The following is a 25,549-nucleotide window of genomic DNA, read 5'->3' as shown; positions in this document are numbered from 1 at the left end:
TATTTACATCACAAATGAACGCTTAACACTGGTGCGATCTGAATTAACATAGATACAGTTGTTTTATATTGTACAACATGATTGTACCTGGTAAAACTTAAGAGGAATGATCTATGCCAAATGCAGAGAATACCTTCATCAATCGCGACATTATCCGTATCGCGCCAGAGCTCGTAAAACAGGCTGCTCAGTTTCAGGCAGCAATACTTGCTGATGTTGCCGGGCGTCGTGGAACGCTGCACGGTCGCGTTAAACCTGTCTCCTCCACGATGAAAGTCGCCGGCCCTGCTATCACCGTTGAAGTCCGACCGGGTGATAACCTGGCTATCCACGTTGCGCTGGCGATTGCTAAACCTGGCGATGTGATTGTGGTCGATGGCAAAGGCGATATCAGCTGTGCGCTGATCGGTGAGATCATGGCCACCCAGGCCGCCGCCTCCGGCATCGCCGGAATTATTATTGATGGCGCGGTCCGTGACGCGGATTCACTCAGCGCTAACGGCTTCCCGGTTTTTTCTGCAGGTCTGAATCCCTGCGGCCCGACCAAGTCTGTTGCGGGACGCGTTAATTTCCCTGTTTCTGTCGCGGGTGCAGCCATTCAGCCAGGCGACCTCGTTATTGGTGATATTGATGGCGTGGTGGTTCTGCCGCGTGAAGAGGTTCCTTCGCTTATTGAAATGGCGCAGAAAAAACTGGATTTCGAGATCGGCCGCATTGCCGCCATTCGTGATGGAGATCTACGCGCGCCGTGGTTAGAGAAAGCTTTGCATACCGCTGGCATGCTGGCCGATGGGGAGACGCTGTAATGACACCCTCACGTTCCGTCATTCTGGTCACGGCTGGTGATCTGGCGCCGCAGGCGTTAAGCCTGCTGCATGAGTTCAACGTTGTTTATGCTGGCAAACAGCCCGATGAAAACGTCCTGTTCCAGCTCTGCCAGCAGCATAATCCGGTGGCGATTATCGTCCGTTATGGAAAAGTTAACGCCCGCATCATGGATGCCGCGCCTGCCCTGCGCGTCATTTCCAAACACGGCAGCGGCATCGACGTTATTGATCAAAAGGCAGCGGCTGAACGTCATATCAGTGTGCAGTCTGCGCCAGGTGCCAACGCAGCGGCCGTGGCTGAGCATACCTGGGCGCTGATTCTGGCCTGCGCTAAATCGGTAATAACGCTGGATCAGCGTATGCGTCAGGGACACTGGGACAAATCCACCCATAAGTCGGTGGAGCTGGAAGGCAGAACGCTGGGTCTGGTAGGACTGGGCGCAATTGGCGGTCGTGTGGCCCGCATTGGACGGGCTTTTGGCATGAAGGTGCTCGCCTATGATCCCTTTGCCAGAACTTTTCCTGATGAGTGTGAATCTTCTTCTCTTGACGACTTACTGCAACAGGCTGATGTCATTTCGCTGCACTGCCCGCTGACTGAACAAACGCGTCAGATGATTAACACAGAGAAACTGGCAATGTTTAAAAAAGGCGCCATTCTGGTGAACACCGCACGCGGGGGTCTTATTGATGAGGATGCGCTGTTAGCGGCGCTGAATAATGGCACCGTCGCCTGGGCAGCACTGGACAGCTTCCCTGCTGAACCACTGACGGCTCCGCATACCTGGCAGAGTGTTGAGAAGGTGATTCTGTCGCCACACATCGGCGGCGTCAGCGATAGCTCTTATGTGAAGATGGGCACAGCAGCGGTCAGTAACATTCTGAACGTGCTGGCGGAACCGCTGAAAAGTGAAAGAGCGGTATAGACGAGCTTGTGACTCTGGGTTTTAACATCGTCTTAAGCCGTTTTGACTCGGGGTTGCGCAGTAAGGCAGCCTCGCTACAGGATAGGTACGGCTGCCCTACTCTTTTATATCGTCTTCGTTCTGCCCTTAATCCGATATTCCTGCTACAGTTTCCCGATCACCGGGGCAGTCTATAAAGAAGTGAGAAGCAAAAAAGCTACCCTGATAAGGGATTACCAACTTTAAAGGTGTCAGGCTGAGCAGATAGCGAAGGGCTGATTCCATCCCACGGGCTTTGGTATCACGATAACCAAACCGGGTAAATTCGTGGGTATTGCTGTCACCCCAAACACACCTGTCATTGACGCAGGCGGTTAGTGTTTAGCTATGAAATGAACGATGATGTGGCTCGCTTTGTGCGGAATATTACAATTTGACGTGAACTAACTGAACAGGAAATTTTGCCCCTTTACACTACAAGGGGCAATGAACAAATGATACTTAATTGATTTTTTCCGCATTTTAATATTGTTATTGCTTGAATGCTTCTTGGACTCTATACCCGAGACTTCAAATACTACATAATCTCGCGTGGATTTCCCTGGTGCTGCATCTTTCTTAGACCTCCTGACCCCTATGCATCTTGAGTGCTTGATCGTCAGGAACTTTTCTTATTATAGGGACTAAACGTAATAATAAAAGCTGTCCTAAAGGGCAGGGGTAATAGTTCCGACGTGTGATTATTAAGGTTGAGTGAATGAATTCTGTTATTGACTTTTTTTTGCATGATTATGATGAGTTATCGGTTGAATTAGCGACCGAATTATATCGTCTCAGAAGGAAAACTTTTCAGGAACGCCTTGACTGGAAAGTCGAATGCATTGACGGCATGGAAAAGGATAGATTTGACAACAAAAACACAACTTACCTGCTGGGCATGTACGATGGGCAGTTGCTATGTGGTGCACGATTTATCGATTCAACGGATCCGACGATGATGAGCGAAATTTTCCATCATTACTTTTCAGGTATCAATAACCTCCCCACAGACATTCCCTGTTGTGAAATCAGCCGCCTTTTTCTGGATAAAGAAAAACGTGACTCTGCAAATCTGCAGGGTTTGCCCGCCAGTAAAGTTTTATTTCTCGCAATGATTATGTTTTGCATGAAGCGAAAATATCGGGGAATGTATGCAGTGGTCAGTCGCGGTATGTATGCTATATTTCGCCATGCGAACTGGAAAATAGAAGTTATCCAGAAAGGGCTTTCTGAAAAGGGAGAAGTTATCTACTATATTTTCATGCCTGCCAGTGAAAGCATCGTTGAAGACATTATTGTCAAGGACAAAGCCAGCGACTGGCTTCGTGAGATGCTACCGCATTTACGCGATCTTTAAACAAAGCATTTGGCTCAGTTGTCCAGCAACTGGAGTTCTGCGCCAAGTTTTACCGCATGTCTGGCGTTATTAACACCGAGCTTTTTCATTACATTGCCCATGTGGAATTTAACGGTGCGCTCCGCAATAGACAAAATAATAGAAACTTCGGCATATGTTTTCCCGGCGCTGACCCACTTAAGAATTTGTCGCTCACGTGGTGACAAAAAAACATTCTTTTTTTGATGGTGCTGACTATATAGATTGAGCGTCTTCTGATGCAACTTAGTAAGAAAGCTGATAAATTTTTGACGATAACTTTCAATATCGTTATCAGAGTCTTTCAGACCGATAACAGATAACAAAACCAGATTATTCAGATAGTCATGCAGAGGAAATGTCCGTCCCTGGTAAATGTTATACTGAACACTTTCATTGAAAATCCGCGTCAGGTTGTAACCTTCAGACAAGATGACTTTATTCTCCCAGGAATAGTCTTCAACGCAGCGCAGACCACGAATAATAACGGGGTCAATAAACTGGTATTTTCTTTCAAGATAAACATCAAACCACTCTGGATTATTATTAATAATCTGCATCTGTGAGGGGTCTTTTTTATTCATAATAGCATATGCATAGATGATACCTTTGTAGTCCTTAAAGAACGCATTCAATTCATCCTGGAGCAACGAATTTATCCTTTTGTCGTTGTAGTATGTATCCTGCACGTGAGTTGCTACCTTAGAGTTGAGTGGGTAAACAAGTATAATCCGCTTCATCCGCTGTTGTGAATCGTATTTTACCCAGCTAGCGGGTTAAATGCTTTGCATCATACAGCAATATTTCGAATATTTCTCCTTTATAAAGATGGAGATGCGGATGGCTCACGAGATTACTCAAAGGGATCAGGATCCAGACAGAACACTATTATCATCGGTAACATCCAAATAAGAATTTACGGTTTCGAGTCATTGCTGGTCTGAGTGAACCGACAAAAGCATCTTTTCTTATCAAAAAATGCTTAATGAATGAATTGTAAAGAATGACTTTTGGATAATAGAAAGGCCAGCCACAACATCGTGACGATTGATGACAGGCATCCCGGCAATGAAGAGATTAAGGTCGGCTGTCAGCGCATTGAGTGTGCAGGCCAGCCATCGGATTCAGCTGGCCCTTATTTAAAACGGGCTCATATTCGAAATGATCAGGTCATCGCGACCTTCACTTTTAGTCCAATAACGAGCGTGGCAAGAAACATTATGCACCCAGCGGTGATGAAAACACCTGTTACACCGCTGAAACTAAAGAGTACGCCTCCTAACGCAGCGCCAGCAGCAATTGAAGACTGTACTGCTGCGACTACCATTCCCCCCGCCGTTTCAGCCTGATCGGGAACGGAACGCGCTACCCAGTTTGACCACGCCACGGGTACGCCACCAAAAGCCATCTCCCACAATGCCACGAACAACATCAATCCTTTGTCTTGCAGTGGCAATAAAATCATACTCAGTGCCGCTAAACCAACAAGTGCCGGCATCACTATCAGGGTAAGACGCAGGCTTCTTTCCATCAGCCACCCGGCCAGCAGCGTGCCGATAAAATTAGCCATGCCGAATCCAAGCAGTATTAAAGATAAATGGTCTGAATCCAGATGAGCAATGTTTTCAAGAGCCGGACGAATGTATGTAAATAATGCATATTGACCCGTATGCGCAATAACACATCCTGTCATTCCAATCGCAATGCCTGGGCGGCGAAGGACATCAATGACAGACGCCGTTACCATCATTCTGCGTGGAGCCATGCCAGGAAGCGTAAACAGCTGAAAAATTAGTGTCAGCACGCCTACAACGGTTGCAGCGATAAATGCACTGCGCCAGCCATAAAGCCCTCCTAAGTAACTCCCCAGCGGAATAGAAATGACGGTGCCTACGGCGATACCGCTAAAAATAATAGAGAGAGCACGCGGGACACTTTTTGCAGGGACCAGCCGCATAGCTACGGCTGCAGCCATACTCCAGAAGCCTCCCAGCGCGATGCCCAGCAGAATCCGCATCACTAACAAAATTGCCAGACTCGATGAAAGTGCGACAAGCAGGTTGGAGGCAATCATAAGCACAGTAAAACCAAGCAAGACACTTCGGCGATCATAATTACGCGTCAGACGGGGAACTATCAGACCAGCAAACAGGGCTACCACAGCCGTTACCGTCACAGCCTGACCAGCAAGCGCTTCTGTCACACCAAGATCGGCGGCCATGGGTGTCAACAGGCTGGCAGGAAGATACTCTGCAGTCAGCAATCCAAACACACCCATAGTCAGTGAAATAACAGCCATCCATGCGGATTCTTTGGGTTCTGAACGATTCAGACTAGCGGATACAGCTTCTGTTGCTTCATTTCTCATAACATACTCTTTCTGAAAAAATTTCAGTTCCAAGTCTAGAGCTGAGAAGCTGGACGATCTATGATGCCACATCCTGATTTTTTACCCGAAACTCCGGACATGTATATGAATAAACATTTTGTCCTGTCATCCGAACTCGTCAGTGAACTGCTGCTGGAGATGCGCCTGCGTGGCGTGCAATATCGTCGTTTACAGACTGGCTCTGAATTTGGCATCGGCTTTAGTAACAGACCGGGACATGCCTATTTTCATTACATTGCGGTAGGTACTGCACTGCTACGCACAAACGACGGTGCAATTCACGAACTGAAAGCCGGCAGCATGGTATTTATGCCCCAGGGTGAGGAGCATCAGCTTATATCGGATGTTGGCTGTGCCTTTCAACATATTGACACGCTGGGCTCTGCACCTTTAGGCGAGGCCGTCAGCGGCATTAATACCTGCCCCAGTTCGCATCCGACACCCAGCACAGTTCTCTTTTATGGCTGTATGGCGTTCGATCTCGGTGGAATGCAGGGCCTGGCCAAACTGATGCCGCAAGCCATAGTGGTTGAGGCAAATGAACAGATCTATCCTGGGCTGGTGCCCATTCTGGGCGCGATGAAATCTGAAATCTGTTCCGGACGCGCTGGCTTCGCAGGCATTCTGGCACGCCTGGCAGAAGTTGCTGCTGCCATGATCGTGCGTGGATGGATAGAAAACGGCAGCGAGAATGCCGCTGGCCTTATCGCTGCGCTACGTGATCCACGGCTTGCCCGTGCGATTCTTGCCATTCATCGCGATACGAGTCGGGAGTGGTCTGTTGCTGAGCTTGCTGCCCAGTCGCATGTGTCACGTTCTGTTTTTGCTGAACGCTTTACATCAATCATTGGAGTACCTCCCCTGCGCTATGCAAGGGAAGTGCGAATGCGCCTCGCTGGTCACTGGATCATTCATGATAAAATCTCGATCGACACCGTCGCTTTACGACTTGGCTATGCTTCACAGGCAGCATTCAGCAGAGCTTTCAAACGCATCAATGGATATCCGCCAGGTGCTATGCGGCAACGACCAGCCAAAAGCGATTCATCATTTACTGAATGAAATATATAGTTATTATTCAATACATTCAGTCCTGAAGGTAGATCACAACACAACGCGCCGAGCGTGAACGACTCTTCATCTCTGAACGTCTCGCTTTTTCTCAAATGCCGGCTCCTGGCCTCTCACTGCTTATGGGACAGAGCAACCGGGCGTAGATGCAGAATTTGCCAGGATCATAAGATGTGAGCCATTAGCCTGATAAGTAACCTGACAGCATCTTTACTCCAGCCGGATTAAAACGATGCTGATGGCAGGAAGAAAGCTGCAAAGTCTCACCTGCAGACACTTAGCTCAGCGCCTGCAGGCGGGGTTTGCATTATTTACTGACTGGCGAAGCGCTGTTTTCAACTTCTATGGATAACTCTTTTTTGCGCCCCATGACCAGTACGGCGATGCCCCCGATACCACAGAGAATAGCCAGTGGCACCATGGCCAGCGTATGACTACCTGTTGCCTGGTTAATGATACCGTAAATGTTGACCATCAATCCCCCGCCAATCAGATTCGCCATCGCACCGATAGCCGCCAGACCTGCAGCCGCCGTGGTGGATGACATCCATCCCGATGCCAGCGCCCAGAAAGGCCCTTTCATTGAGTAGGCACCGATTAATACCAGCGACAGGATCACAACGCTGCCGGTCAGACTGTTGGTGATAAAAGCAGAAAGCAGTCCACCAGCAATCAGGAACAGCGTTAAGGCGGTGTGCCAGCGACGCTCGCCGCTGCGATCAGAACTTTTTCCCCAGACAATCATCAGAATCGATGCCAGACCATAAGGAATCGCATTCACCAGGCCAGTTGTCAGATTATCCAGACCGAACGACTTAAGCAGTTGCGGAGACCAGACGCTCAATGTTGAACCAGCCGCAGACGCACCCGCATAGATCAGCGCCATCACCCAGATATGTTTGTGACGCAGTAACTGCCAGAGAGAGATATGCCCAATCGCTTTCTTCTTCGCATTTTCAGCTTCAAGAGTCCTGTTCAGCCACGCTTTTTGTTCCTCATTCAACCAACTGGCATTTGAGGGGCGATTGCTCAGTAAAAAGAAGGCTGCAATCCCCAGAATCACCGCTGGAATACCTTCCAGGATGAATAACCAGTGCCAGCCGCGCATGCCGTACCAGCCATCCAGTGACAAAATCAGACCTGAAATCGGCGATCCAACAAAGTTTGCTGCCGGGATAGCCACCATAAAGGTCGCGATCACACGGGCACGATACTTACCGGGGATCCAGTAAGTCAGATAAAGAATGACACCAGGGAAGAATCCAGCTTCCGCCGCACCCAGTAAAAAGCGCAGAACATAGAGGGTGTTGGCACTTTCAACAAAAGCAGTACAGACAGAGATAATGCCCCACGACACCATGATGCGAGAGATCCAGATTTTTGCGCCAATTTTCTGCATGGCGAGGTTGCTGGGGACTTCGAACAGGAAGTAACCAACGAAGAACAAACTGCTCGCAAAACCAAATACCGCTTTCGATAAGCCCAGATCTTCGTTCATCTGCAACGAAGCCATACCAATGTTGCCGCGATCGATAATGGCAATCAGATAACAAATAATCAGGAAGGGCAAAATGCGCCAGACCACCTTCTTAACGGTCTGCTGCTCAATATCGGCAGAGAAAGTCGTGATGTGCTGTTTTTCAGACATGATGATCCTCACAATTTTGTCATCGCTTCACGGGTAATACGCAAAGCGTCTTGTTGCACTCTGTAAAACAATAATGTACTCAGTAAAACCATTATCACGATTAAAATTCATCCCCGCCGGAAGATGTAATCAGGTTGTGTTATTTGTCACAGAAAAGTGTTCATCAGTTTTGGTTTGTGTGACGAGCATGTTGTTAACGGAGTTGAGTTGAGCGACTTTTTTCTGAGGCGACGATGAGGGAACGGGGATGTTTTGAGTGCAAGCCTCAAGTGGTGAGTTTTAATATCGGTACGAACTTTTCATTGGGGATTACGTAAAGGCTGGCTGGTAGAGAAAAGGTATCCTGCAGCGCCCTTCCCTGGCAGCCACCTGCCTGCAAGGGATTTCAGAGCCATTAAAACACCTGTCCCTCAAACCGGCTCTCAGGCATACCCGCATTTACTGCGGACTTAGCTTTCAGCAAGGCACCATCATAAATGGATGGCGCAGAAAGCCCCACTGAAGCCGTGGTGCAATAGAGACGGGTAAAACCTTCTCCGGCCAGTGTCGGACAGGTGCTCTGGAAACCAGGGGATGACAGAATCGTGTCTGTGGACCCATCCGGACAGTAACGGACAACACGATTCCCTCCCCATTCAGCGTTCCATAGATAGCCCATCGCATCCACGCAGGAGCCGTCAGGCGCGCCGTTGCCTTCGGTTTTCGCGAACACGCGCTGGTTCTGTAGCGAGGGATAATCACAGCACATTATCCGACCCTGCATCGAGTCACAGTAATAGAGCGTTCTACCATCGGGGCTGAAACAGATGCTGTTGGGGATAGCGACAACGGGCAGTTTGAGCGACTCAACAGTCATCGTCGCCGCGTTAAGCCGGTGAAACTTCCCGATGACTTTAACGGGATAACTGTCATCCATCGTCCCGAAGACAAAATTACCGGCACGGTCACACCGTCCATCGCCTATGCGGGTACCGGTATCTCCCGGTGAAGCGGCCACTGGGGTAAATAGCCCGGTGTTGAGATCATAGAACGCCAGCCTGGACGCGAGTCCCATCAGCAGGATGTGACTTTGTTCAGTCAGGGCAAAGGAGCCAGGGCGTTCAGGCAGCGACCATCGCATCACAGCATCATTGCCTTCTTGCAGGGCAAGCAGCTCGCTGGCTTCGATGTCAGTCCAGTAGAGCCTGCGGGTTCTTTCACACCACAGCGGGCACTCTCCCAGCGTATTCCTGACATCAGCTGCAATTGAAAACATGTTAATCCTCCGGATAAAAAAGATCGTACTGCACGAGGGGAAAAGTGGATAACGCAGTTACTGCAGAAAACGTGCAGAGAGCCGATCGCCGAAAAGCATCACGGCAAGTCCGATCAGCATGACAACCATTCCCCCCAGCCTGAGTAACGAAACCGGACGCCGCACAGCGCCCAGCAAGCCAAAATGGTCAATCATCTGCGACGAAAGTAATTGCCCGACAATTGCCAGCCCGAGCAGAGCTGAAAATCCAATTTTTGGCGCGAGCACGACATAACTGAACAGGGCACATGCGCCTATCAGTCCGCCCGTCAGACTCCAGAGGGGTTGCGACGGGATCGCCGCTAACGATGTCATCAGCCCACCCCGCAGCAGCGCGTACATCCCCAGACTGAACGCGCCCGCCGTGAAGGAAAACAGCGCTGCGGTGACCGGGTCGCCGCCCAGTCCCCTTGCCAGCTAGCTGTTCAGGGTCGTCTGTAGGGTGATCCCCAGACCTGCGGCAAAAGCGATTACGTAATAGATCATGCTTTTCATCCCGGTCAGTCTGCCTGCACCAGCGGCAGGAAGGCGTCAGCAAATATGTCAGGCTGGAAGCCAGCGGCGGCAAACAGGTGCTCACGCGACTCATCAATCGCCGCACGCAGTTGCGCGCCGTCTACCCCCAGCACCTTGCCGTTCTGTTTAACGATGCGTCCGCCGATCATGACGGTGTCGATGTTGCTGCGCTCGGCGGCATGCACTACCGTGCCAAAGGCATTCCCGGACGGGTAAAGATTGAGATCACTGGCGTTAATCAGCACCAGGTCAGCCTGCTTGCCTGGCGTCAGGCTGCCCACTTTGTCCTGCAGCCCTGCACAGGCTGCGCCATCCAGAGTCGCGGCTTTAAGGAGCTGCGCCGCCGGAAGCGTTTTCAGCGCATGTTCAGAATCGCAGCACTGCTGCTGATGCATGCCCATCACCCGCTGCAGGTAAAAGGCCACGCGCATCTCCATAAACATGTCGGTGCTGTATGACGTCTCGTTATCAACGCTCAGGCCAGGATTGATACCATGACGCTGCGCGGCCTCAATGGCGAACATTCCACTTTCAATGCCATAGTGCGAATCTGAACGCGGGCAGACGTTCACCCGGACACCGGCCTCCCGCAGAATTTCCCAGCCTTTGTCAGGCAATGCCGTGCAGTGATTGAAGATATTGTCCGGACCCAGCAGCCCCTGCTGATGCAGTGACGCAAGTTCAGACCCCATCTCAGCTCCAAAAAACTCAGTGACAATCGACAGTCCCAGTCTGCGGGCCTCGGCCCACAATTCCGTATCCAGCTGCGCCATGACGGCGAGAGTGACCAGGCTTTCAGGGTTGTTGGTGAAATACTTATCCTGCAGACGCTGCCAGTTTCCCGGCCAGTGCGCTTTATCCCATTCGCCGGCTACCGGTGCGCCGGAAGCATGAACGGCGCGAATGCCGGTATCAAGCAGGGCCTCGACGGCGGCATCGGAATGTGCTGCGGTTCGGCTGTTGTGCGAATTATCAATCATCGTGGTGATACCCGCGTCAATAGCGCCCAGCGCCGTCAGCAGGTTGCCGACATAGATATCGGCAGGCCGGTAATATTTAGCGAACGAGAAGTGTGTGGCATTGCTGTAGTCATCCAGGCAGGTGGCATTTGGATTAATGTGACGCAGCTGTCCTTCCCATGCGTGACGATGAGAATCGACCATTCCCGGCATGGCAATCATGTTGGTGGCATCAATGACATGCGCACCCGACACATTGAGGTTCTGGCCCACGGCGATAATAGTGGAACCGTTGATAAGAATATCACCGTGTTCAATGTTACCGACGTTCTCGTCCATGCTCAGTATCGTCGCGCCACGAATCAACGTAGCCTGTGAAGTGACATTCTGATTGTTAACAATATTTCTGATGTAATCGGTCATTAACTTGCCTCTTTCCTGATCAATGGGGAAACGTTACGCCACGCCATTAGCCTGAAAAAGATGCTTAAAGCGTTTTCATAATTCATAATTCGCGAATAATCTGACTTACTTTTACCCAGGAGCAGGACGATGGATCGGATTCAGGCTATGCAGGTTTTCACGCGGGTTGCTGAAGCCGGGAGTTTTGTACGCGCGGCAGAAACACTGTCACTGCCCTCTTCCACCGTTACCAGCACGATAAAAAACCTGGAGAGATACCTGCAGGTGCGTCTTCTGAACCGCACGACAAGACGGGTCAGCCTCACGCCTGAAGGCCTGCAGTATCTGGCGCAATGCCGGGAGATTCTGTCGCTGATTGAACATAGTGAATCCAGCCTGACTGATTCCGTCAGACGCCCCCAGGGAAGGCTGCGGGTTGATATGCCTGGTGGGATCGCCCATTTCATCGTCATGCCCAACCTGAAAGACTTTTACCGGCTTTATCCGGATATTTACCTGATGATTGGTGTCAGCGACCGGCAGGTCGATCTGGTTCAGGAAGGGGTAGATTGCGTTATCAGAACCGGGGAATTAACCGACTCCACGCTGGTTGCCCGTCCGCTTGGCCGGTTTCGCTGGGTGACCTGCGCCTCGCCGGACTATCTCAGGAAGTACGGCGTTCCTGAGACGCCGGAAGCGTTGTCACAGCATCGGGCGATCCATTATTTTTCCGCTTCGGGAAGACGGATCAATGAACTGCGTTTTACACGAGACACGCAGGCACTGTCCGTTCCGGTAGAAGGCAATGCAGCCGTTAACGAAACGGGGCTCTATATCAAACTGTGTCTTGAGGGTTTTGGGCTGGCGCAGCTTGCTGAGAATGTGATTTCGGAGAATCTGCAGCAAGGCAAACTGGTCGAGGTTCTGGCGGACTGGCAGCCACCCTCGATGCCGGTGACGATGCTCTATCCACATCAGCGTTTTCTCTCTCCCGCCGTGCGTGCTTTTGCTGACTGGATGAGCAGCATCCTCTGACATTATCGCGTCTGAATTTAATGGCTGCACATGCGTTGAGCTGTTGTGGTATAGGGCTTTCCAGCATAAATGCATGATCGTTTCCGGAAGGAGTGAAGATTCGGTTTTCCCGGCTACTCTGATGTGCAGGTAGAACAATTCTACTTCCACGTAATCAGCATCGACCCTTAACAATCCATGAAGCCAAAACATTCTTGTCTCCCTGATCGAAAACAGCGAGTTACGCCTCCAGGTAGTCGATAAAGTAATGACTTGCGGTGTAACGATGACAAACACAGGGGTAGTCAACGCACCGGCAACAGCCGGTTGCAGCCATTGACCTCAGCCATCAGGCTCTCTGTCCAAAACCCGGAGGGGTTCGGCGGAACTTACCGGCAAAGCCAGTTAGCGCAGCAGGACTAACGACCCGGCAACGCCGGGGAGCCGAAGAGGGCCATGTCCGGGAGTCGGTTGTCTGAAAAACTGCCGCAGATACTCCAGACCGCTTGCACGCTGAACGCTCTCACAGCACCATTATTTTCCGGCTCGCACGGCATACAGCAGATCTTTTTACCTGTTAAGGTAGTGCCTGCATTAGTTATTGCAGCGCTTCCTGAAATTTCAGGATTTCACAGGTTCAGAAAAATCTATCAGACGGGGTTAAACAGTTGCTCCATCACTATGACACTTAAAGTTCAGATTTATTATCTAAAATAATATTTGGTTTTTCTTTTTCTGCATTTAGGATTGTCGCCTTCTTTTTTTTGCTAAGCACATTGCCTTTAATAAAAATGTAATATGTATATTTATATAAAAATAGTAAATTGTTAGCAGGATAATTATTGACTACAGACAGCAATAACTATCAATCACTTATCCATTAATTTACATCTCCCTCTTCTTCCTTAAAAATCCATCAAAAACATTTAAAAACAAGGAAAAACGTTTTATTACACTCATTTGTTTTTATTTGTCAGTTAACTTAACTTTAATTAAATAGCTCATTAGCTACGGGATGAGCCAACAATTATCTCATGTATTTATTACCTTTAAGGATGGATTATGAGACATAAAAAATTAACTTTTGCTTTAGGTGTTTTTGTCCTCTCTGCGGCGCGACTCTCTGTCGCCGCACCGTTACATAACGAACCGTTGACTGATCACTCCGCACATACCTTCTTACTTATCGCAGATGCTAACGGTGGTAATGGCGGGAACGGTGGTACGGGTGCCAATTCTCCCGGTGGTCCAGGTGGCGATGGCGGTAATAACAGCGGCAGCGGTAACGGGAACGACAGCGGTAATGGTAACGGCACGGGCAACGGCTCAGCTAACGGCAATGGTTCCGGTGACGGTGATGGCGGCGGTGATGGTGGTGACGGTGGTGGTGACGGCGGCGGTGCGTAATCAGGCTGCAGAATCTAACTAAATATGGTCGCCTCATAAAGGCGGCCATTAATTAAAGGATGAAACTTTTATGTCAAAACTGCACAACACTCTGATTTTTTTTCCGCTATCTGCAGGGCTGCTTTTTTCCCTGCCGGTATTCAGTCAGACACTCCCGCAGAACACTATCCAGTTGTCTGCCTGTGAAAGTCAGAACGGACAGGATGGCAATGCCACTTCGCCTGACGGAGAAAATGGTAAAGACGGCATGGCTGGCACTGACTGTCTGAACGGAGGTAACGGCGGTAACGGTTCTGCTTCAGGTGGCAATGGTGGAAATGGTGGAAACGGTGCAAACGGTGCAAACGCCGGGACTGCACCACATCACAAACACCACAAACATCATCAAAATACACAGGGTAGCTCCAATGGTGGAAACGGTGGTGATGGTGGGTCAACAGATAATGCCCCCGGAGGTGCAGGCGGTGATGGAGGTAACAATGATCAGTCACAACATCTGTAAACGATGCCGTACTTTTTTAAGGTGCTCCGCTCTGCTAATGGTGGTTTTTACACATTATGGTTATGCCTCTGCGGCATACCCGGCCCCTTCACCTGATTCTTTGTCACTGATTTCTGATGGCGGAAACGGCGGAGACGGTGGTGCCGGTGAAAACGGAGGGAATGGCGGTAACGGCGGTAATGCTGGCACAGGCTCCAACTCAAATGGCGGAGATGGCGGAGATGGAGGCACAAACGGTGCAGATGGAGGGAATGGTGGCAATGGAGGAAGCGGGAATAATTCACCCGGTGGTGATGGTGGTGATGGTGGTGATGGTGGTGATGGTGGTGATGGCGGCGGCATATAATTCATAACGCAGGGGGGTGATATGAAAAACCTTCTCATGAAAGTTGTATACCTCATTATTCTGACCTCAGCATTACTGAGACCTTTCATTGTCGTATTCACTGTAACGTCCTCTCTCGCAGCCGGAATATTCAGCACTGCGGCATGGGCAGACGGCGATGGTGGCGACGGTGGTGATGGTGGCGGTGACGGAAACGGGGGAGACGGTGGAAATGCTGGTTCTGGCAGTAACGGAGATGGCGGCGACGGCGGTAATGGGGGTGAAAACGGAGGAAATGGCGGAAACGGAGGTAATGGTGACGGTTCAGGTAATGGCGGAAACGGAGGCGATGCGGGTCCTGGCGGTGTCGGTGGTCAGGGTGGCAGCGGCGGGAATCAGGGAGGACATGATGGTTCTCCCGGGATGAGCGGAGCTAAGGCATCAAGGTAATTATTCGTATGCCGTTAACACGGTCTGCCGGAGGTTGATTACTCCGGCGACCTCATACCCACTAAGCAGACAGCAGAGCAATGCTGAGACACCGTGCTACAGGCCCTGAACGGCTAAAGCCGGTAGCGTCATTTCAGTCGTTTTCTACCAGCCCCTGCAAATCCCGCCCCTCCTCAAAAAGCACCGCATCGTACCAGCCTGAGCGCTGGCAGTTTATTCGGCACCATCCAATGGTCCAGCTCCCGCCCGGCCTCTGTCGACTCCTCTGACAGGAACCTGGCCTCAGCCCCTTCCGCCTGGCCGGTAACACGCAGCCTGTTTGCACACCAGCCCGGCATAATCTACTCCTCAGTTAATGGTTGCACGGCCTCACCTGCACCGTACCGCCACAGCAGCCGGGCGTAAAGCGGAGCAGGCGTGGGCAACACCGGAAGCCGCACGCACCACCGGAGCGGACTGAATGTCACGCGCACGGCGGGGAAAGGGTGAGCGGTTGTGTTTGATGTCAACCAAAGAGGGTGTATCAAAGACGCGTAGTGGTTGCAGGCGATGAACGTCCGCTATGAGCGAGGAGCGGACGTTGTGCCTGGAGTAGTAATGGCAGAGAAGCGTCTGGATTAAACCTAGCAATTCACTGTTGCTCAAAAAGATGCATCAGGTTTTATTATTACTGTTTTTTAGCTGACTTAGATGTGAACAGATAATCGAACAACGTGGCTGGTTTATCTGAATTGTTTTCTTCTGATTTATTTTGACTCACAAAGTAATCCAGTAACGTCGTGGCAGTGATCCCGTTCCCGGACTGCATGTCAGCCACGCTGAAGTCCTTATCCTGTACTACGTCATTACCTTCTAATCTGAACCCATGCTTTTTGCCGGTCTCAGTGACTGTAAATACGCCGTCTTTGCTGATGGAATCCGGTTCATCAATTTTAAGTGTGGCTTCAGAGGCAGTCGTTATCGCGTAATTATTTTGCCCCTGGCTGACGTATGTTGCGAACTGAGACGTCTGCTTATGGTCTGGAGAGGTCACGTTGCTACCAGTGCCATTCACAATGGACTCCAGATAGTCAAAACTCGCAGCGTGGCTGAAGGAATAACCGGGGTCGAGTTCGAATTTCAGAAAAGCGTGATCGAGGCCAGAGCTGGAAAGATTACCGCTATTCAGAATACGGGATGCCGTTGCTGCATCTTTGTCCGTAAAGGACACTGTTTGAACGCGACCGCTGTTATCGTAAACATTGCCATCATTGAAGTTTGCTTCAACACTGCCAAATTTTCTGTAACTCCCTAAATCGCGAGCAATATCATCAACATATTGAAGGTCGGTTCCCTGACCCTGTGCCCGTGCATACAAATTTGACAGTGCACTAAGATCGCTTTTTGTCAGGAAATTAGAGGCATCCATGTCTTGTGTACTGGCGGTAAGCTGTATCTGGGTCTCAGGTAGCGAGCTTACATTACCAAAAAGACGGGACATCATCAGTCCCTGCCCACTGATCGTAGACTGGCTTGAAGAGGCTGACTGCGCTGCCATAGCGCTGCTGTCTATGACAGGTTGGGCGCTGGAAGGTTTAACAACATTTCCAGATGTATTCTGTACATAGCTATAAGCACTGGTAGATGTATTGACGTTCATAGTTGGGTTCTCTCCGGCCTAAACATAAGTCATTCCGTGATTACTGCTGATGGCTATAGCTAAAAGTAACGGCAGCGTGGGTGAAAGCTTTAGCAAACGTGATGTTTAAGGTCCTCCTATTAACTTATCAAGATGATTCAATGTCCGCTTCACGCCCTGAGACATTCGACAAGCTTTCTACGGCATTAGTAAGGGCGATTTTCGCGCTTCCAGTGCCAGCAAATATTTCGCTTCGTCATAACGGGTTCTGGTCTTCCAGCAGCTGTAAATAATCCTTATCCATTTGAATGCCAGAGCCCGGATCGCTGATTGATGAGATTTTCCTTTTTCTCGCATCCCCTGATAATACAGCTTGGCCCAGTATGATGAGTTAACCGTCTTGGCAGCCCATTCGACAAAGGTTTGCCTGACGAACTTGGCACACTGCCATCGCCAGTGAACCCAGGATTTCTGGCCACTCCGTTCAGTCACCGGAGCAATACCTGCGTAGTTTTGAATTTCCTCAGCGCTGTTGAAGCGGTCGCGGTTATCACCCAGTGCGGCAAGCATACGTGGGCCCATACACGGCCCCATGCCCGGTAGTGATTTGAACAGCTCTGCATCCGGAAGCGTATCGAATAACGATTCGATTCGTTCGTCGTAGGTTCTGATAAGTTCACCTACAAGTTTGATTTGTGATGCAAGAGCTGTTGCCATTAGCGCGTTCGCCTCAATGACACTTTTATCAGTGGTCAGGGGAATCGCGTTGGCAATGCTTGTAACCCGCTGTTCTGTATACGCAACAGCGGGACCACCTCTTGCGTTCATAAAATGACGGACGGTATCACTCCGGGCACGTTTGAGCTGTTGCAGGCTTGGCCAGCGGATTATGAGCTCACAGAACAATGAACTGTCCCGATGCGAGAACCATTCCAGGGGTTGAGGATAATACTGCTTAAGCGTGTTAATGAGCCGATTAACAAAGCGGCGTTTGTCTTCTACCAGCAGCCTACGCTGCTCGACTAGTTGTAGAAGTAAACGGATATCAGCATTGTCGGGTTCGATGGCTTTAATCTTTTGGGGATAGCGTAGCATCAGATCTAACGCCAACTCGGCATCCTGAGGATCATCCTTCGCACCACTTGGCCAGAAGGTCTGCCGATAGCGGGCCAGTGATAACGCGTGTATGGGAAAGACAGTAATAAAGGGGTACTTCTGGAGAGCATATACTACCGGGCCTTTCTTCAGTTCAAGGGCGATAGCGATCCTGCCTTTGACCTTCTGGTGCAACTCATTGAGCCAGCTATCAAGCGCTTCCGGCGTATGGTTAATCACATGGAATGTGCGCTCACCGTTTTTAAACTGAACGCAGACATCGTGCTTTTTATCCGCCCAATCCAGACCAACATGAGCAGCAAACAGATCTATAGCAGTCATCACCAACTCCTTTTAACCGGGGATTGGTATGCATTCCACGCCCTTCGAGAGAAATATAGTCAGCAGTTTATCTGCATGCCCTGAGTATTCGTTAGCGAACGTGGAGCACTTACTGGCTCGAAAGCAAAGCGGCAATCATCAGATCACATGATTCTGGCACAATATTCGTAACCAGTAAGCGCATACCCTGAATCACTTAAAAGTGTAACCCTCAGGGTTCGAATGACTATATCTGGCACAAAGCGGACATACGTGCTGCAAGGTTCGCTGTGAGCGAAGAGCGGACCTTGCAGGACCATGATATAGCTGTCGATTAAATCTCTGACAGAACCGAAAAAACTGCATTCAAAATCAATCCATCCTCAATGGCTGAGGCTGCTTCAATAATTGCTTCGGTTGCTGACTCAATTGAATCCTCTCTCCCGGCGCAAGCAAGAGCTGATACTGCGCGTGCCTGGCTAAAAAATGCAAAGCCTGGGAATTTAATTCCATATCTTCGTTCTGAATATCCTGCAGGTTAAAATATTCTTCATCTAGCTGTGCGACCAGCCATTCCAGTTTTGAAACCTGCTCGATCGATAACTGATATCCTGATAGCAGTTGCCTGAGTGATTCGTCCACGACAGGCAGGTCTACCGGACAGATTTGAAAAGCGATTTCGCACGCCACTCTGACTGCCCTTCTTCGCTTTTCTTCACTCACTACCTTCGTTTTTTGTGCCAGGTGTTTCTCTGACGCTTCTAAGCGATTAATTCTTAACGTAATCTCCCTTTCTCTGGAGCACTTTGAAGGTAAATGAGAGTGTTTGGTAACAAAGACGTCACTCTACTCCTTGAATATCCTGGTAGCAGAGTCAATTTTCTAATCAATGATACTCATACAGCCATGCTCAACGTTTTCTGAACAAACCTTTCAGCACCCATACCAGTACAAAAGACATAATGACAGAAAGAATGATATTGGCTGTAAGTACAAATTCGATAGTTGCTTCATCGCCACTGATATTGAAAATACCGGCGATGGCATAGAAGAATGTAACCGGCACTATGACAGCAATAGCCTTTGAGAATGCTATCGCACAAAGAACAAACACTAAACCCAGTAAAATAATGCGCATCGTTAGTATACCTTTATCGTTCCATAGGCTTTGAGCTGGCTACCAGGAATGTTCAACGTCGGGCCGGATTTCAGGAACATGTCACGCATGTAATTGAACTGAATTGGGTGTTGAAGAGTAATGCAGCCTTCACTCAGCCCTAATGGCCCAATGGGGTGCAGACGGAAATTACCACGCTTAACTCCCTGAACAAACGTGTAGTCATCAATTTTCCCATCGTCACGAAAGAGCCCAAACCACGTTGAGCGATCCGTTCCGTAGATATCTTTCAGCAAACGTTCTTTGAACGGCCCCAACCGTCCTCCCGTAGGCCGCTCAACGATAAAATAGCGGCCACGAACAATCGGCCCTATATCAGGTACGTTAGTTTTTTCTGGATTGTTCCGGCCTTCTTTTTGACCTGAGAAGGCTGGAAAAGTACCAATACCGGGGCAGTTGAGGTTCGCCATTTCCCGACGATTGAGAAGAAAGTAGCAGCTATATGACATGAGAACTCTGTTCTTTATGTGCAAATATAGTAGGACCAACTGATGCTAAAGTTAAATGTTGCCATTTATTAGTGCAATGCTAATTGTGCGGGAAAGAGCATAAAAAACCGCCTGACGGCGGGCTCATTCTCAGCTAACTCTTGGGACCATCAGGAGTCCACTCTTTAGGTTTACTCTCTGTAATATTGCCGTCAGCGCGAACAGAAGCATCTATCGCATTCCGGCAGTCCTCGGTGCTGCGTGGGTCGGACGCTTTTTTGCACTCTTCAACTTTTGCGTTACGTTCCTTATCGTGCGCCTTATACCACTCAAGGCTCTGCGCGCCAGCATCGCAACCGGTAAGCAGGGTTGCCAGTAAACCCAGTGAAATCAGTCCTGTTTTCATCATATCTTCATTTTATTGAGTTAATTGCGGCAGGAATTATAGACCACCTGCGCGGTCGGGTGCACGAAGCAGAGACTGCGAAAACGTGGTTACTTTATTTTTGGTATGTCTTTTAATCTGGTTGTGTAGCGCGGCGACAGCATTTCGCGCTTCATCTGCCATGCACTGTCATGCTCACCCTGTCCCGCAAAGAATACCCTTCCTCTGCCGGATCGATTGATAGCGTCCAGCGCGGCCATTAGTGCGTCTGCATTTGCACGGGGTTGCTGCTCACTGAACATGTCAAACTGCGCCACGCCTGACTGGTAAAAATCACCCAGCATGACGCCGGCTTTCGCATACCTGTAACCCTCCTTCCAGATAGTGCTAAGCCCACGAAGTGCTGATTCGATAATGTCCCGCGTGTCGTTCGTCGGATAATCGCATATGCGTGAGGACGTATTTGAATACTGCGGTTCATCTCCGTGACGACCGGTGGCAATCGAGACGCTTATATGGCGGCAGCGTGAATTCTGCTCCCTGAGTTTTTCCGCCGCACGCGTGGCATACAGTACGACTGCCTGCTGCATGTCTTCCAGTTGAGTAACGCGCTGGCCAAAAGAACGTGAGTTCACTATCTGCTGCTTAGGCGGCGGTGCGTCTTCCAGTGCCAGGCAGGACTCGCCGTTAAGTTCCCGCGCGGTGCGCTCGACAATGACGTCGAAGTTCTTGCGTATCATGCTGATATTGCTGTCCGCGAGCTGCAGGGCCGTGGTGATCCCCAGCTGGTTCAGCCGCTTACTGATGCGCTGACCAATACCCCAGATATCACTGACGTCAGTCAGATGCAGAAGTTTTCGTTGCCGGCTTTCGTCAGACAGATCTACGACGCCCCGGGTCTGCGCCCATTTCTTGGCCGCGTGATTAGCCAGTTTGGCCAGCGTTTTGGTCGGTCCGAAACCCACGCCGATTATCAGTCCGGTTTCTCTCCGGATGCGCTCACGCATCTGCTGGCCAAATGTCTCAAGCGGGATAAGTCTGCCAATCCCGGTAACGTCCAGGAATGACTCATCGATGGAGTAGACTTCCTGTCCCGCGGCCATCTCGCCCAGTATGGCCATCATGCGCGCTGACATATCACCGTTTATGTGGAATGGAAAATCTACAGAAATTATTGGTGCTTTAAGGTCAGCTATGAGCGATAAGCGGACACCCGGATATTACAAAAAGTCCTGGGTGTCTGGATCATCCATGGCTATGTTCAGAAATGAATTTTACTGAACTCACTGGTTTCAGAATCCTTAGACGAGCCGGCCCAGACTAGAGGAGTGTATGCGGTTCATCTGTTTTGATCCGGGTTGCGAGCAGGCTGGCACTTACAATGTAGATCAGACAGAGCATCGCCTGCAGCCGCAGCGTCACCTGGTGGTCAATGAGCACGCCCATAATCACCGGCGATGCCCCGCTGGCTATTACAGTCCCGACCTCAACCGCTGAGCGCACCCTCGCCCTCAATGCGGACAAGCTCTTCATTCAGCTGCTCCCGGCTGTCGATGCCGATGGTGCCGGTCAGGTCGGACACGGCAGGAGGGGAATTTTTTTCCAGCACATGCATCATAGCAAGCGGCAAGTCCAGCTTACCTGCCGCCCAGGCCGCATACTCACAAACCGCGCGGGTTGACGGCGAGCCGTCCACGCAGGCAATAACGGTATTATTCATGTTGAATTCTCCTGTGAATTAATGGCCGCGCATCAGCTTTTCAACTTCTTCGGGTTTGTCATGAACGCCAAAGCGGTCAACGATAGTGCGGGTCGCGTCGTTCATGCCCCTGATTTCCACCTCCGTACCTTCACGGCGGAACTTGATCACGATACGGTCCAGCGCGCTGACCGACGTAATATCCCAGAAGTGGGCGTGCGTCACGTCGATCACTACGCGCTCCAGCGCCTCGCGGAAGTCGAAATGGCTGGTAAACCGGTCAGACGAGGCAAAGAAAACCTGACCGGTCACTGTGTAGGTACGGGTATCGCCCTTCAGCTCAGAGGAGACAGCCATGAAGCGGGCGATCTTGGTGGCGAAGTTCAGCGCGGCAATCAGCACGCCGGTCAGCACGCCAAATGCCAGATTATGCGTGGCCACCACCACCACCACGGTTGCGAGCATTACCACACTGGTTGAGAGCGGATGGGAGCGCAGGTTGCTGATGGAGCGCCAGGAGAAGGTGCCTATTGAGACCATAATCATCACCGCAACCAGGGCCGCCATCGGTATCTGTGATACCCACTGGCGCAGGAATACCACCATTAACAGCAGCACCACACCCGCCGTGAGCGTGGAAAGACGCCCGCGTCCGCCGGACTTCACGTTGATCACCGACTGGCCAATCATGGCGCAGCCCGCCATACCGCCGATAAACGAGGTACAGATATTGGCAATACCCTGCGCCTTGCATTCACGGTTTTTATCGCTCGGCGTGTCGGTCATGTCGTCCACGATCGTTGCTGTCATCATCGACTCCAGCAGCCCCACCACGGCAAGCCCGGCGGAATACGGCAGAATAATCAGCAGCGTGTCGAGGTTAAGCGGGATGTCCGGAATGAGGAATACCGGCAGGCTGTCCGGCAGCTTGCCCATGTCGCCTACGGTGCGCACGTCGAGGTGCAGCCACATGGAAATCGCGGTCAGCACAATGATGCAGACCAGTGGAGAGGGAATGGTTTTATTCAGATACGGGAAGAGATAAATGATTCCAAGACCGGCAGCCGTGAGCGCATATACGTGCCAGGTGACGTTGGTGAGTTCCGGCAACTGCGCCATAAATATGAGTATCGCCAGCGCATTCACGAAGCCGGTCACCACCGAACGGGACACGTAGCGCATCAGGCTGCCGAGCTTCAGATAACCAGCCGCGAGCTGGAACAGACCGGTAAGCACGGAGGCGGCGAGCAGATACTGCAGCCCGTGGTCTTTCACAAGCGTGACCATCAGCAGTGCCATCGCACCGGTGGAGGAGGAAATCATCGCCGGTCGGCCACCAAAGAAGGCCATGACGATAGGGATACAGAACGCGGAGTAGAGACCAACCTGCGGATCTACGCCAGCGATGATAGAAAAGGCGATCGCTTCCGGAATAAGCGCGAGCGCGACCACAATACCGGCGAGGACGTCACCACGGACGTTACCCAGCCAGTCCTTACGCGTCGAGGACAGCAACATAGTAGTTTCTCAGTTTTTGAATACAGTCAGCCCGTGAGGGCAAAATTTATGTACAAAAAAGCGCATCCGCAGACGGGATGCTTTTGAGTGCGCGACTGAAGTTACTCAGTGCGACAGAGAGGGGGACGACTTATGGTGGCGTAATACGCATGATGGTTTTTTATAACTCCTTTACGGGGGGCTTATGCACCTTAAGGAACCAGGAAGACCAGCTGTAAAGGGTTTCAGTACTGGTCACGATTGCCTGCCGGGCAGATAAGAATCAGAACTTCCCCCGGCAAAAGGCCTTTTTACTCTACACGAAACTTAAACGGGGTCAATGCGAGGAAGATAGCGGATGCCCGCAGAGTACGCTGTTATCGGTATAAATTAGCCACATTTGGCTTCCTTTTAAGGCTGACAGAATGCATGCGGGCATTGAAGTTTAGCGCTGCTGAGACGTCCGTTTTGAGCGAAAAGCGGACATGCTGCGTAGCAGCGATTTCGCTTAAAGTTTTGGGGCAGTTAAGAGGATATGATTGCCTTACCTTCAAAATTTATCTTTGTCATACAAGGTTTAAGATTAATGGATATCAAAATAAGACCAGCTCAATTATCTGATGTTGAGAATATTTTTATTGTCAGAACTTCTGTGACTGAGAATCATCTGAGTCGAGAAGAGATGCGGGTAATGGGCATCACCGAAAGTACTGTGAGCAATATGATCAAAGAGGGTCATTGTGCATGGGTTGCTACAAATGATAATGATGACGTTGTCGGTTTTTCAATGATCTCAACGGAGAGAGGCTCTCTCTTTGGGCTTTTTGTCCTTCCTTCCTACGAAGGCAGAGGCATCGGTCGCAGACTTACAAAGATTGCCGAACAGGAGTTATTCAAACATCACGATGTTGCCTGGCTGGAAACAGATAAAAACAGCCGTGCGGCCAAATTTTATATGGAACTCGGCTGGACTAAGACGGCTACATTAGATGGCGCTTTTATTCGATTAGAGAAACAACGCGGTAGTTGACCTTCTACGAATTTCATTGAGTTCCGCTTTTGGCACAAAGCGGCCCATTTTACCCTTCGGATTTAAGGGACAACCTTTTAAGGGCACTGTTGCAAAGATCCGGCAGCTGATAGGCTCTGGTGATGAATTCGTCAGAGGGACCTGTCATGAACCTTTTCAAAGGCCGGCATTTTACCCGCGATGTCATCCTGTGGGCGGTACGCTGGTACTGTAAATATGGGATCAGCCTGTTTTGCCACGTGATACCGGTACAGGATCAGGAGTATGGTGATCTGATCCTAACTAGGGCCAAAAGTTCGATTTATTCAACAAAGCCGCGTTGCACTTATTATCTGAATTCGCACCTTCCCTCAATATTCCCTCACTGAAATATAAACGAACACATTTAATTTACACTGGCGGGTTGACAATAGTATTAGCCATGGGTAGATTTCACAGGCCGAAGTTGCGGCCTTTCCTAACCTGACATAAGAGACTAATGGATACTGAATTTAGTAGCTGCCCGAACATGGCCTTAATGGCGGTTCGGGAAAGTAAACATGAAATCGATTGTGATCACTTCTTCGTTTTGGTGTGTCTCGCCGGAGCTTGATGCTCTCGTGTTGTCCCACCTCGACCAGGGTTTTCACGGTCCCGAGGTGTGTTATGAACTTCAAATCTACCCTTTTTCCTGGTGTTAAAACAGTGACATCAACGCTGCGTGTCCGGCCGCCCCATGATCGGGTATTGTCCGTACGCAAAAAACAGTCAAACTCAATTTTATGTTCTAAAATCATTGAGTTGAATCAACGCATCACCAACTGGCGTGTCAGTCCTGTCACCGGCCAGCTGGAGCGTCGTTGCAACTTCTCTGATGGCGAAGACCCACAAAGTCGACCCTTCGTAGCCTGATTCAGCCGTTACGCCGTCGGGCGTGTCTGCCGCTATGCCGCAGCCCGCTTTCATGCGCCACGCTGAGTTACTTCACTGTTGGTACCTGTTTATTCGCTGATGCCTTCTGGCATATTTATCAGGAGGAATAAACACGTCCCGAGAAAATACACTATAAATTTCTCACCTGTTTATTTTTAATAAATAAATAGCGAGAAACCCTGTGCGAAATTAATTTAAAACCGATCGCTCATGCGGCATCGGGCTATTTTCGGCCGCCCTTAATCTGGCGCTTACCTTAAAAAG

At 50.2% G+C, this 25,549-nt stretch carries 24 protein-coding genes and 3 pseudogenes; 12 read left to right on the top strand and 15 right to left on the bottom strand.

Annotation, left to right across the window (positions count from 1 at the left end):
- Positions 1 to 113: 113 nt before the first annotated feature.
- The 3 genes from AC2LB6_RS01545 (at position 114) to AC2LB6_RS01535 (ending at position 3,128) form a co-directional block, all read left to right on the top strand.
- Positions 114 to 806: an RraA family protein gene (locus tag AC2LB6_RS01545; RefSeq protein WP_490092128.1), complete on the top strand. Its 693-nt coding sequence runs from the start codon at positions 114 to 116 to the stop codon at positions 804 to 806.
- Positions 806 to 1,753: a hydroxyacid dehydrogenase gene (locus AC2LB6_RS01540; protein WP_490092127.1), complete on the top strand. Its 948-nt coding sequence runs from the start codon at positions 806 to 808 to the stop codon at positions 1,751 to 1,753. The genes AC2LB6_RS01545 and AC2LB6_RS01540 overlap by 1 nt, the downstream gene beginning before the upstream one ends.
- Before the next feature lie 736 nt (positions 1,754 to 2,489).
- A complete protein-coding gene (locus AC2LB6_RS01535; protein WP_490092126.1) occupies positions 2,490 to 3,128 on the top strand; it encodes an acyl-homoserine-lactone synthase in 639 nt (212 codons plus the stop codon).
- A gap of 14 nt (positions 3,129 to 3,142) precedes the next feature.
- Here the strand turns inward: AC2LB6_RS01535 and AC2LB6_RS01530 are convergent, their stop codons facing one another.
- Together AC2LB6_RS01530 and AC2LB6_RS01525 are read right to left on the bottom strand one after the other, a co-directional pair.
- Positions 3,143 to 3,796 (bottom strand): helix-turn-helix transcriptional regulator, encoded by a 654-nt coding sequence (locus AC2LB6_RS01530; protein ID WP_490092125.1) that lies wholly within the window; start codon positions 3,794 to 3,796, stop codon positions 3,143 to 3,145.
- A gap of 515 nt (positions 3,797 to 4,311) precedes the next feature.
- The gene (locus AC2LB6_RS01525; RefSeq protein ID WP_490092124.1) at positions 4,312 to 5,514 is read right to left on the bottom strand and encodes an MFS transporter; all 1,203 of its coding nucleotides are present in this window, start codon (positions 5,512 to 5,514) and stop codon (positions 4,312 to 4,314) included.
- A 60-nt stretch (positions 5,515 to 5,574) separates the two neighbouring features.
- Here AC2LB6_RS01525 and AC2LB6_RS01520 point away from each other — a divergent pair, with 60 nt between their 5' ends.
- Positions 5,575 to 6,597 carry an AraC family transcriptional regulator gene (locus AC2LB6_RS01520; protein WP_490092123.1) on the top strand — a complete coding sequence of 341 codons (1,023 nt, stop codon included), beginning with the start codon at positions 5,575 to 5,577 and terminating at the stop codon, positions 6,595 to 6,597.
- 316 nt (positions 6,598 to 6,913) lie between these two features.
- Here AC2LB6_RS01520 and AC2LB6_RS01515 read toward each other — a convergent pair whose 3' ends face one another.
- The 4 genes and pseudogenes from AC2LB6_RS01515 to AC2LB6_RS01500 all read right to left on the bottom strand — a co-directional run bounded on the left by AC2LB6_RS01515 (position 6,914) and on the right by AC2LB6_RS01500 (position 11,446).
- Positions 6,914 to 8,254, bottom strand: coding sequence for an MFS transporter (locus tag AC2LB6_RS01515; protein WP_490092122.1), 1,341 nt, complete (start codon positions 8,252 to 8,254; stop codon positions 6,914 to 6,916).
- Positions 8,255 to 8,648: 394 nt separating this feature from the next.
- Positions 8,649 to 9,509: an SMP-30/gluconolactonase/LRE family protein gene (locus AC2LB6_RS01510; RefSeq protein WP_490092121.1), complete on the bottom strand. Its 861-nt coding sequence runs from the start codon at positions 9,507 to 9,509 to the stop codon at positions 8,649 to 8,651.
- Positions 9,510 to 9,566: 57 nt separating this feature from the next.
- Positions 9,567 to 10,034 (bottom strand): annotated as a pseudogene (locus tag AC2LB6_RS01505) (DMT family transporter).
- Between the two features lie 14 nt (positions 10,035 to 10,048).
- Positions 10,049 to 11,446: an amidohydrolase family protein gene (locus AC2LB6_RS01500; protein WP_490092120.1), complete on the bottom strand. Its 1,398-nt coding sequence runs from the start codon at positions 11,444 to 11,446 to the stop codon at positions 10,049 to 10,051.
- 129 nt (positions 11,447 to 11,575) lie between these two features.
- On the opposite strand from AC2LB6_RS01500, the gene AC2LB6_RS01495 reads away from it, so the two are divergent.
- The 6 genes from AC2LB6_RS01495 to AC2LB6_RS01470 all read left to right on the top strand — a co-directional run bounded on the left by AC2LB6_RS01495 (position 11,576) and on the right by AC2LB6_RS01470 (position 15,100).
- Positions 11,576 to 12,460, top strand: coding sequence for a LysR family transcriptional regulator (locus AC2LB6_RS01495; protein ID WP_490092119.1), 885 nt, complete (start codon positions 11,576 to 11,578; stop codon positions 12,458 to 12,460).
- 450 nt (positions 12,461 to 12,910) lie between these two features.
- A complete protein-coding gene (locus AC2LB6_RS01490; RefSeq protein WP_490092118.1) occupies positions 12,911 to 13,156 on the top strand; it encodes a hypothetical protein in 246 nt (81 codons plus the stop codon).
- Between the two features lie 345 nt (positions 13,157 to 13,501).
- Complete coding sequence (locus tag AC2LB6_RS01485; protein WP_490092117.1) at positions 13,502 to 13,846, top strand: hypothetical protein; 345 nt, start codon at positions 13,502 to 13,504, stop codon at positions 13,844 to 13,846.
- Between the two features lie 70 nt (positions 13,847 to 13,916).
- Positions 13,917 to 14,348, top strand: a complete 432-nt coding sequence (locus AC2LB6_RS01480) for a hypothetical protein (RefSeq protein WP_490092116.1) — start codon at positions 13,917 to 13,919, stop codon at positions 14,346 to 14,348.
- Positions 14,349 to 14,464: 116 nt separating this feature from the next.
- A complete protein-coding gene (locus AC2LB6_RS01475) occupies positions 14,465 to 14,701 on the top strand; it encodes a hypothetical protein (RefSeq protein ID WP_490092115.1) in 237 nt (78 codons plus the stop codon).
- 150 nt (positions 14,702 to 14,851) lie between these two features.
- Positions 14,852 to 15,100: a hypothetical protein gene (locus tag AC2LB6_RS01470; RefSeq protein ID WP_490092114.1), complete on the top strand. Its 249-nt coding sequence runs from the start codon at positions 14,852 to 14,854 to the stop codon at positions 15,098 to 15,100.
- Positions 15,101 to 15,790: 690 nt separating this feature from the next.
- On the opposite strand, the gene AC2LB6_RS01465 is transcribed toward AC2LB6_RS01470, so the two are convergent.
- The 9 genes and pseudogenes from AC2LB6_RS01465 to AC2LB6_RS01425 form a co-directional block, all read right to left on the bottom strand.
- Positions 15,791 to 16,762, bottom strand: a complete 972-nt coding sequence (locus tag AC2LB6_RS01465) for a hypothetical protein (protein WP_490092113.1) — start codon at positions 16,760 to 16,762, stop codon at positions 15,791 to 15,793.
- 177 nt (positions 16,763 to 16,939) lie between these two features.
- Entirely contained in the window at positions 16,940 to 18,178 is a 1,239-nt protein-coding gene (locus AC2LB6_RS01460; protein WP_490092112.1) for an IS110 family RNA-guided transposase, read from the bottom strand.
- 351 nt (positions 18,179 to 18,529) lie between these two features.
- The gene (locus AC2LB6_RS01455; protein WP_490092111.1) at positions 18,530 to 18,880 is read right to left on the bottom strand and encodes a hypothetical protein; all 351 of its coding nucleotides are present in this window, start codon (positions 18,878 to 18,880) and stop codon (positions 18,530 to 18,532) included.
- Positions 18,881 to 19,067: 187 nt separating this feature from the next.
- Positions 19,068 to 19,295: a hypothetical protein gene (locus AC2LB6_RS01450; protein WP_490092110.1), complete on the bottom strand. Its 228-nt coding sequence runs from the start codon at positions 19,293 to 19,295 to the stop codon at positions 19,068 to 19,070.
- 2 nt (positions 19,296 to 19,297) lie between these two features.
- Positions 19,298 to 19,744, bottom strand: a complete 447-nt coding sequence (locus tag AC2LB6_RS01445) for a DUF2778 domain-containing protein (protein ID WP_490092109.1) — start codon at positions 19,742 to 19,744, stop codon at positions 19,298 to 19,300.
- Positions 19,745 to 19,916: 172 nt separating this feature from the next.
- On the bottom strand, positions 19,917 to 20,171 hold the full coding sequence (locus AC2LB6_RS01440; RefSeq protein WP_490092108.1) for an EexN family lipoprotein: 255 nt from the start codon (positions 20,169 to 20,171) through the stop codon (positions 19,917 to 19,919).
- A gap of 86 nt (positions 20,172 to 20,257) precedes the next feature.
- The gene (gene umuC, locus AC2LB6_RS01435; protein ID WP_490092301.1) at positions 20,258 to 21,319 is read right to left on the bottom strand and encodes a translesion error-prone DNA polymerase V subunit UmuC; all 1,062 of its coding nucleotides are present in this window, start codon (positions 21,317 to 21,319) and stop codon (positions 20,258 to 20,260) included.
- A gap of 332 nt (positions 21,320 to 21,651) precedes the next feature.
- Positions 21,652 to 21,867 (bottom strand): annotated as a pseudogene (locus AC2LB6_RS01430) (universal stress protein); the annotation flags it as partial.
- Between the two features lie 18 nt (positions 21,868 to 21,885).
- Positions 21,886 to 23,364: a SulP family inorganic anion transporter gene (locus AC2LB6_RS01425; protein ID WP_490092107.1), complete on the bottom strand. Its 1,479-nt coding sequence runs from the start codon at positions 23,362 to 23,364 to the stop codon at positions 21,886 to 21,888.
- A gap of 565 nt (positions 23,365 to 23,929) precedes the next feature.
- On the opposite strand from AC2LB6_RS01425, the gene AC2LB6_RS01420 reads away from it, so the two are divergent.
- The gene (locus AC2LB6_RS01420) at positions 23,930 to 24,373 is read left to right on the top strand and encodes a GNAT family N-acetyltransferase (protein ID WP_490092106.1); all 444 of its coding nucleotides are present in this window, start codon (positions 23,930 to 23,932) and stop codon (positions 24,371 to 24,373) included.
- 146 nt (positions 24,374 to 24,519) lie between these two features.
- Positions 24,520 to 24,600: pseudogene (locus AC2LB6_RS01415) on the top strand (IS6 family transposase); the annotation flags it as partial.
- Positions 24,601 to 25,549: the final 949 nt, after the last annotated feature.

It is taken from the genome of Pantoea sp. RCC30.1, assembly GCF_058148845.1.
The sequence above is the reverse complement of the archived record's forward strand: the minus strand, read 5'-3'. Positions and strand labels throughout refer to the sequence as shown.

Excerpts from the sequence above, each read along its gene's own strand:
- AC2LB6_RS01450 (WP_490092110.1), bottom strand. The coding sequence starts at position 19,295 with ATGCGCATTATTTTACTGGGTTTAGTGTTTGTTCTTTGTGCGATAGCA.
- AC2LB6_RS01460 (WP_490092112.1), bottom strand. The coding sequence starts at position 18,178 with ATGACTGCTATAGATCTGTTTGCTGCTCATGTTGGTCTGGATTGGGCG.
- AC2LB6_RS01480 (WP_490092116.1), top strand. The coding sequence starts at position 13,917 with ATGTCAAAACTGCACAACACTCTGATTTTTTTTCCGCTATCTGCAGGG.
- AC2LB6_RS01465 (WP_490092113.1), bottom strand. The coding sequence starts at position 16,762 with ATGAACGTCAATACATCTACCAGTGCTTATAGCTATGTACAGAATACA.
- AC2LB6_RS01545 (WP_490092128.1), top strand. The coding sequence starts at position 114 with ATGCCAAATGCAGAGAATACCTTCATCAATCGCGACATTATCCGTATC.
- AC2LB6_RS01470 (WP_490092114.1), top strand. The coding sequence starts at position 14,852 with ATGGTGGCGACGGTGGTGATGGTGGCGGTGACGGAAACGGGGGAGACG.
- AC2LB6_RS01500 (WP_490092120.1), bottom strand. The coding sequence starts at position 11,446 with ATGACCGATTACATCAGAAATATTGTTAACAATCAGAATGTCACTTCA.
- AC2LB6_RS01440 (WP_490092108.1), bottom strand. The coding sequence starts at position 20,171 with ATGATGAAAACAGGACTGATTTCACTGGGTTTACTGGCAACCCTGCTT.
- AC2LB6_RS01540 (WP_490092127.1), top strand. The coding sequence starts at position 806 with ATGACACCCTCACGTTCCGTCATTCTGGTCACGGCTGGTGATCTGGCG.
- AC2LB6_RS01535 (WP_490092126.1), top strand. The coding sequence starts at position 2,490 with ATGAATTCTGTTATTGACTTTTTTTTGCATGATTATGATGAGTTATCG.
- AC2LB6_RS01495 (WP_490092119.1), top strand. The coding sequence starts at position 11,576 with ATGGATCGGATTCAGGCTATGCAGGTTTTCACGCGGGTTGCTGAAGCC.
- AC2LB6_RS01425 (WP_490092107.1), bottom strand. The coding sequence starts at position 23,364 with ATGTTGCTGTCCTCGACGCGTAAGGACTGGCTGGGTAACGTCCGTGGT.
- AC2LB6_RS01445 (WP_490092109.1), bottom strand. The coding sequence starts at position 19,744 with ATGGCGAACCTCAACTGCCCCGGTATTGGTACTTTTCCAGCCTTCTCA.
- AC2LB6_RS01520 (WP_490092123.1), top strand. The coding sequence starts at position 5,575 with ATGATGCCACATCCTGATTTTTTACCCGAAACTCCGGACATGTATATG.
- AC2LB6_RS01475 (WP_490092115.1), top strand. The coding sequence starts at position 14,465 with ATGGCGGAAACGGCGGAGACGGTGGTGCCGGTGAAAACGGAGGGAATG.
- AC2LB6_RS01485 (WP_490092117.1), top strand. The coding sequence starts at position 13,502 with ATGAGACATAAAAAATTAACTTTTGCTTTAGGTGTTTTTGTCCTCTCT.
- AC2LB6_RS01420 (WP_490092106.1), top strand. The coding sequence starts at position 23,930 with ATGGATATCAAAATAAGACCAGCTCAATTATCTGATGTTGAGAATATT.
- AC2LB6_RS01510 (WP_490092121.1), bottom strand. The coding sequence starts at position 9,509 with ATGTTTTCAATTGCAGCTGATGTCAGGAATACGCTGGGAGAGTGCCCG.
- AC2LB6_RS01515 (WP_490092122.1), bottom strand. The coding sequence starts at position 8,254 with ATGTCTGAAAAACAGCACATCACGACTTTCTCTGCCGATATTGAGCAG.
- AC2LB6_RS01525 (WP_490092124.1), bottom strand. The coding sequence starts at position 5,514 with ATGAGAAATGAAGCAACAGAAGCTGTATCCGCTAGTCTGAATCGTTCA.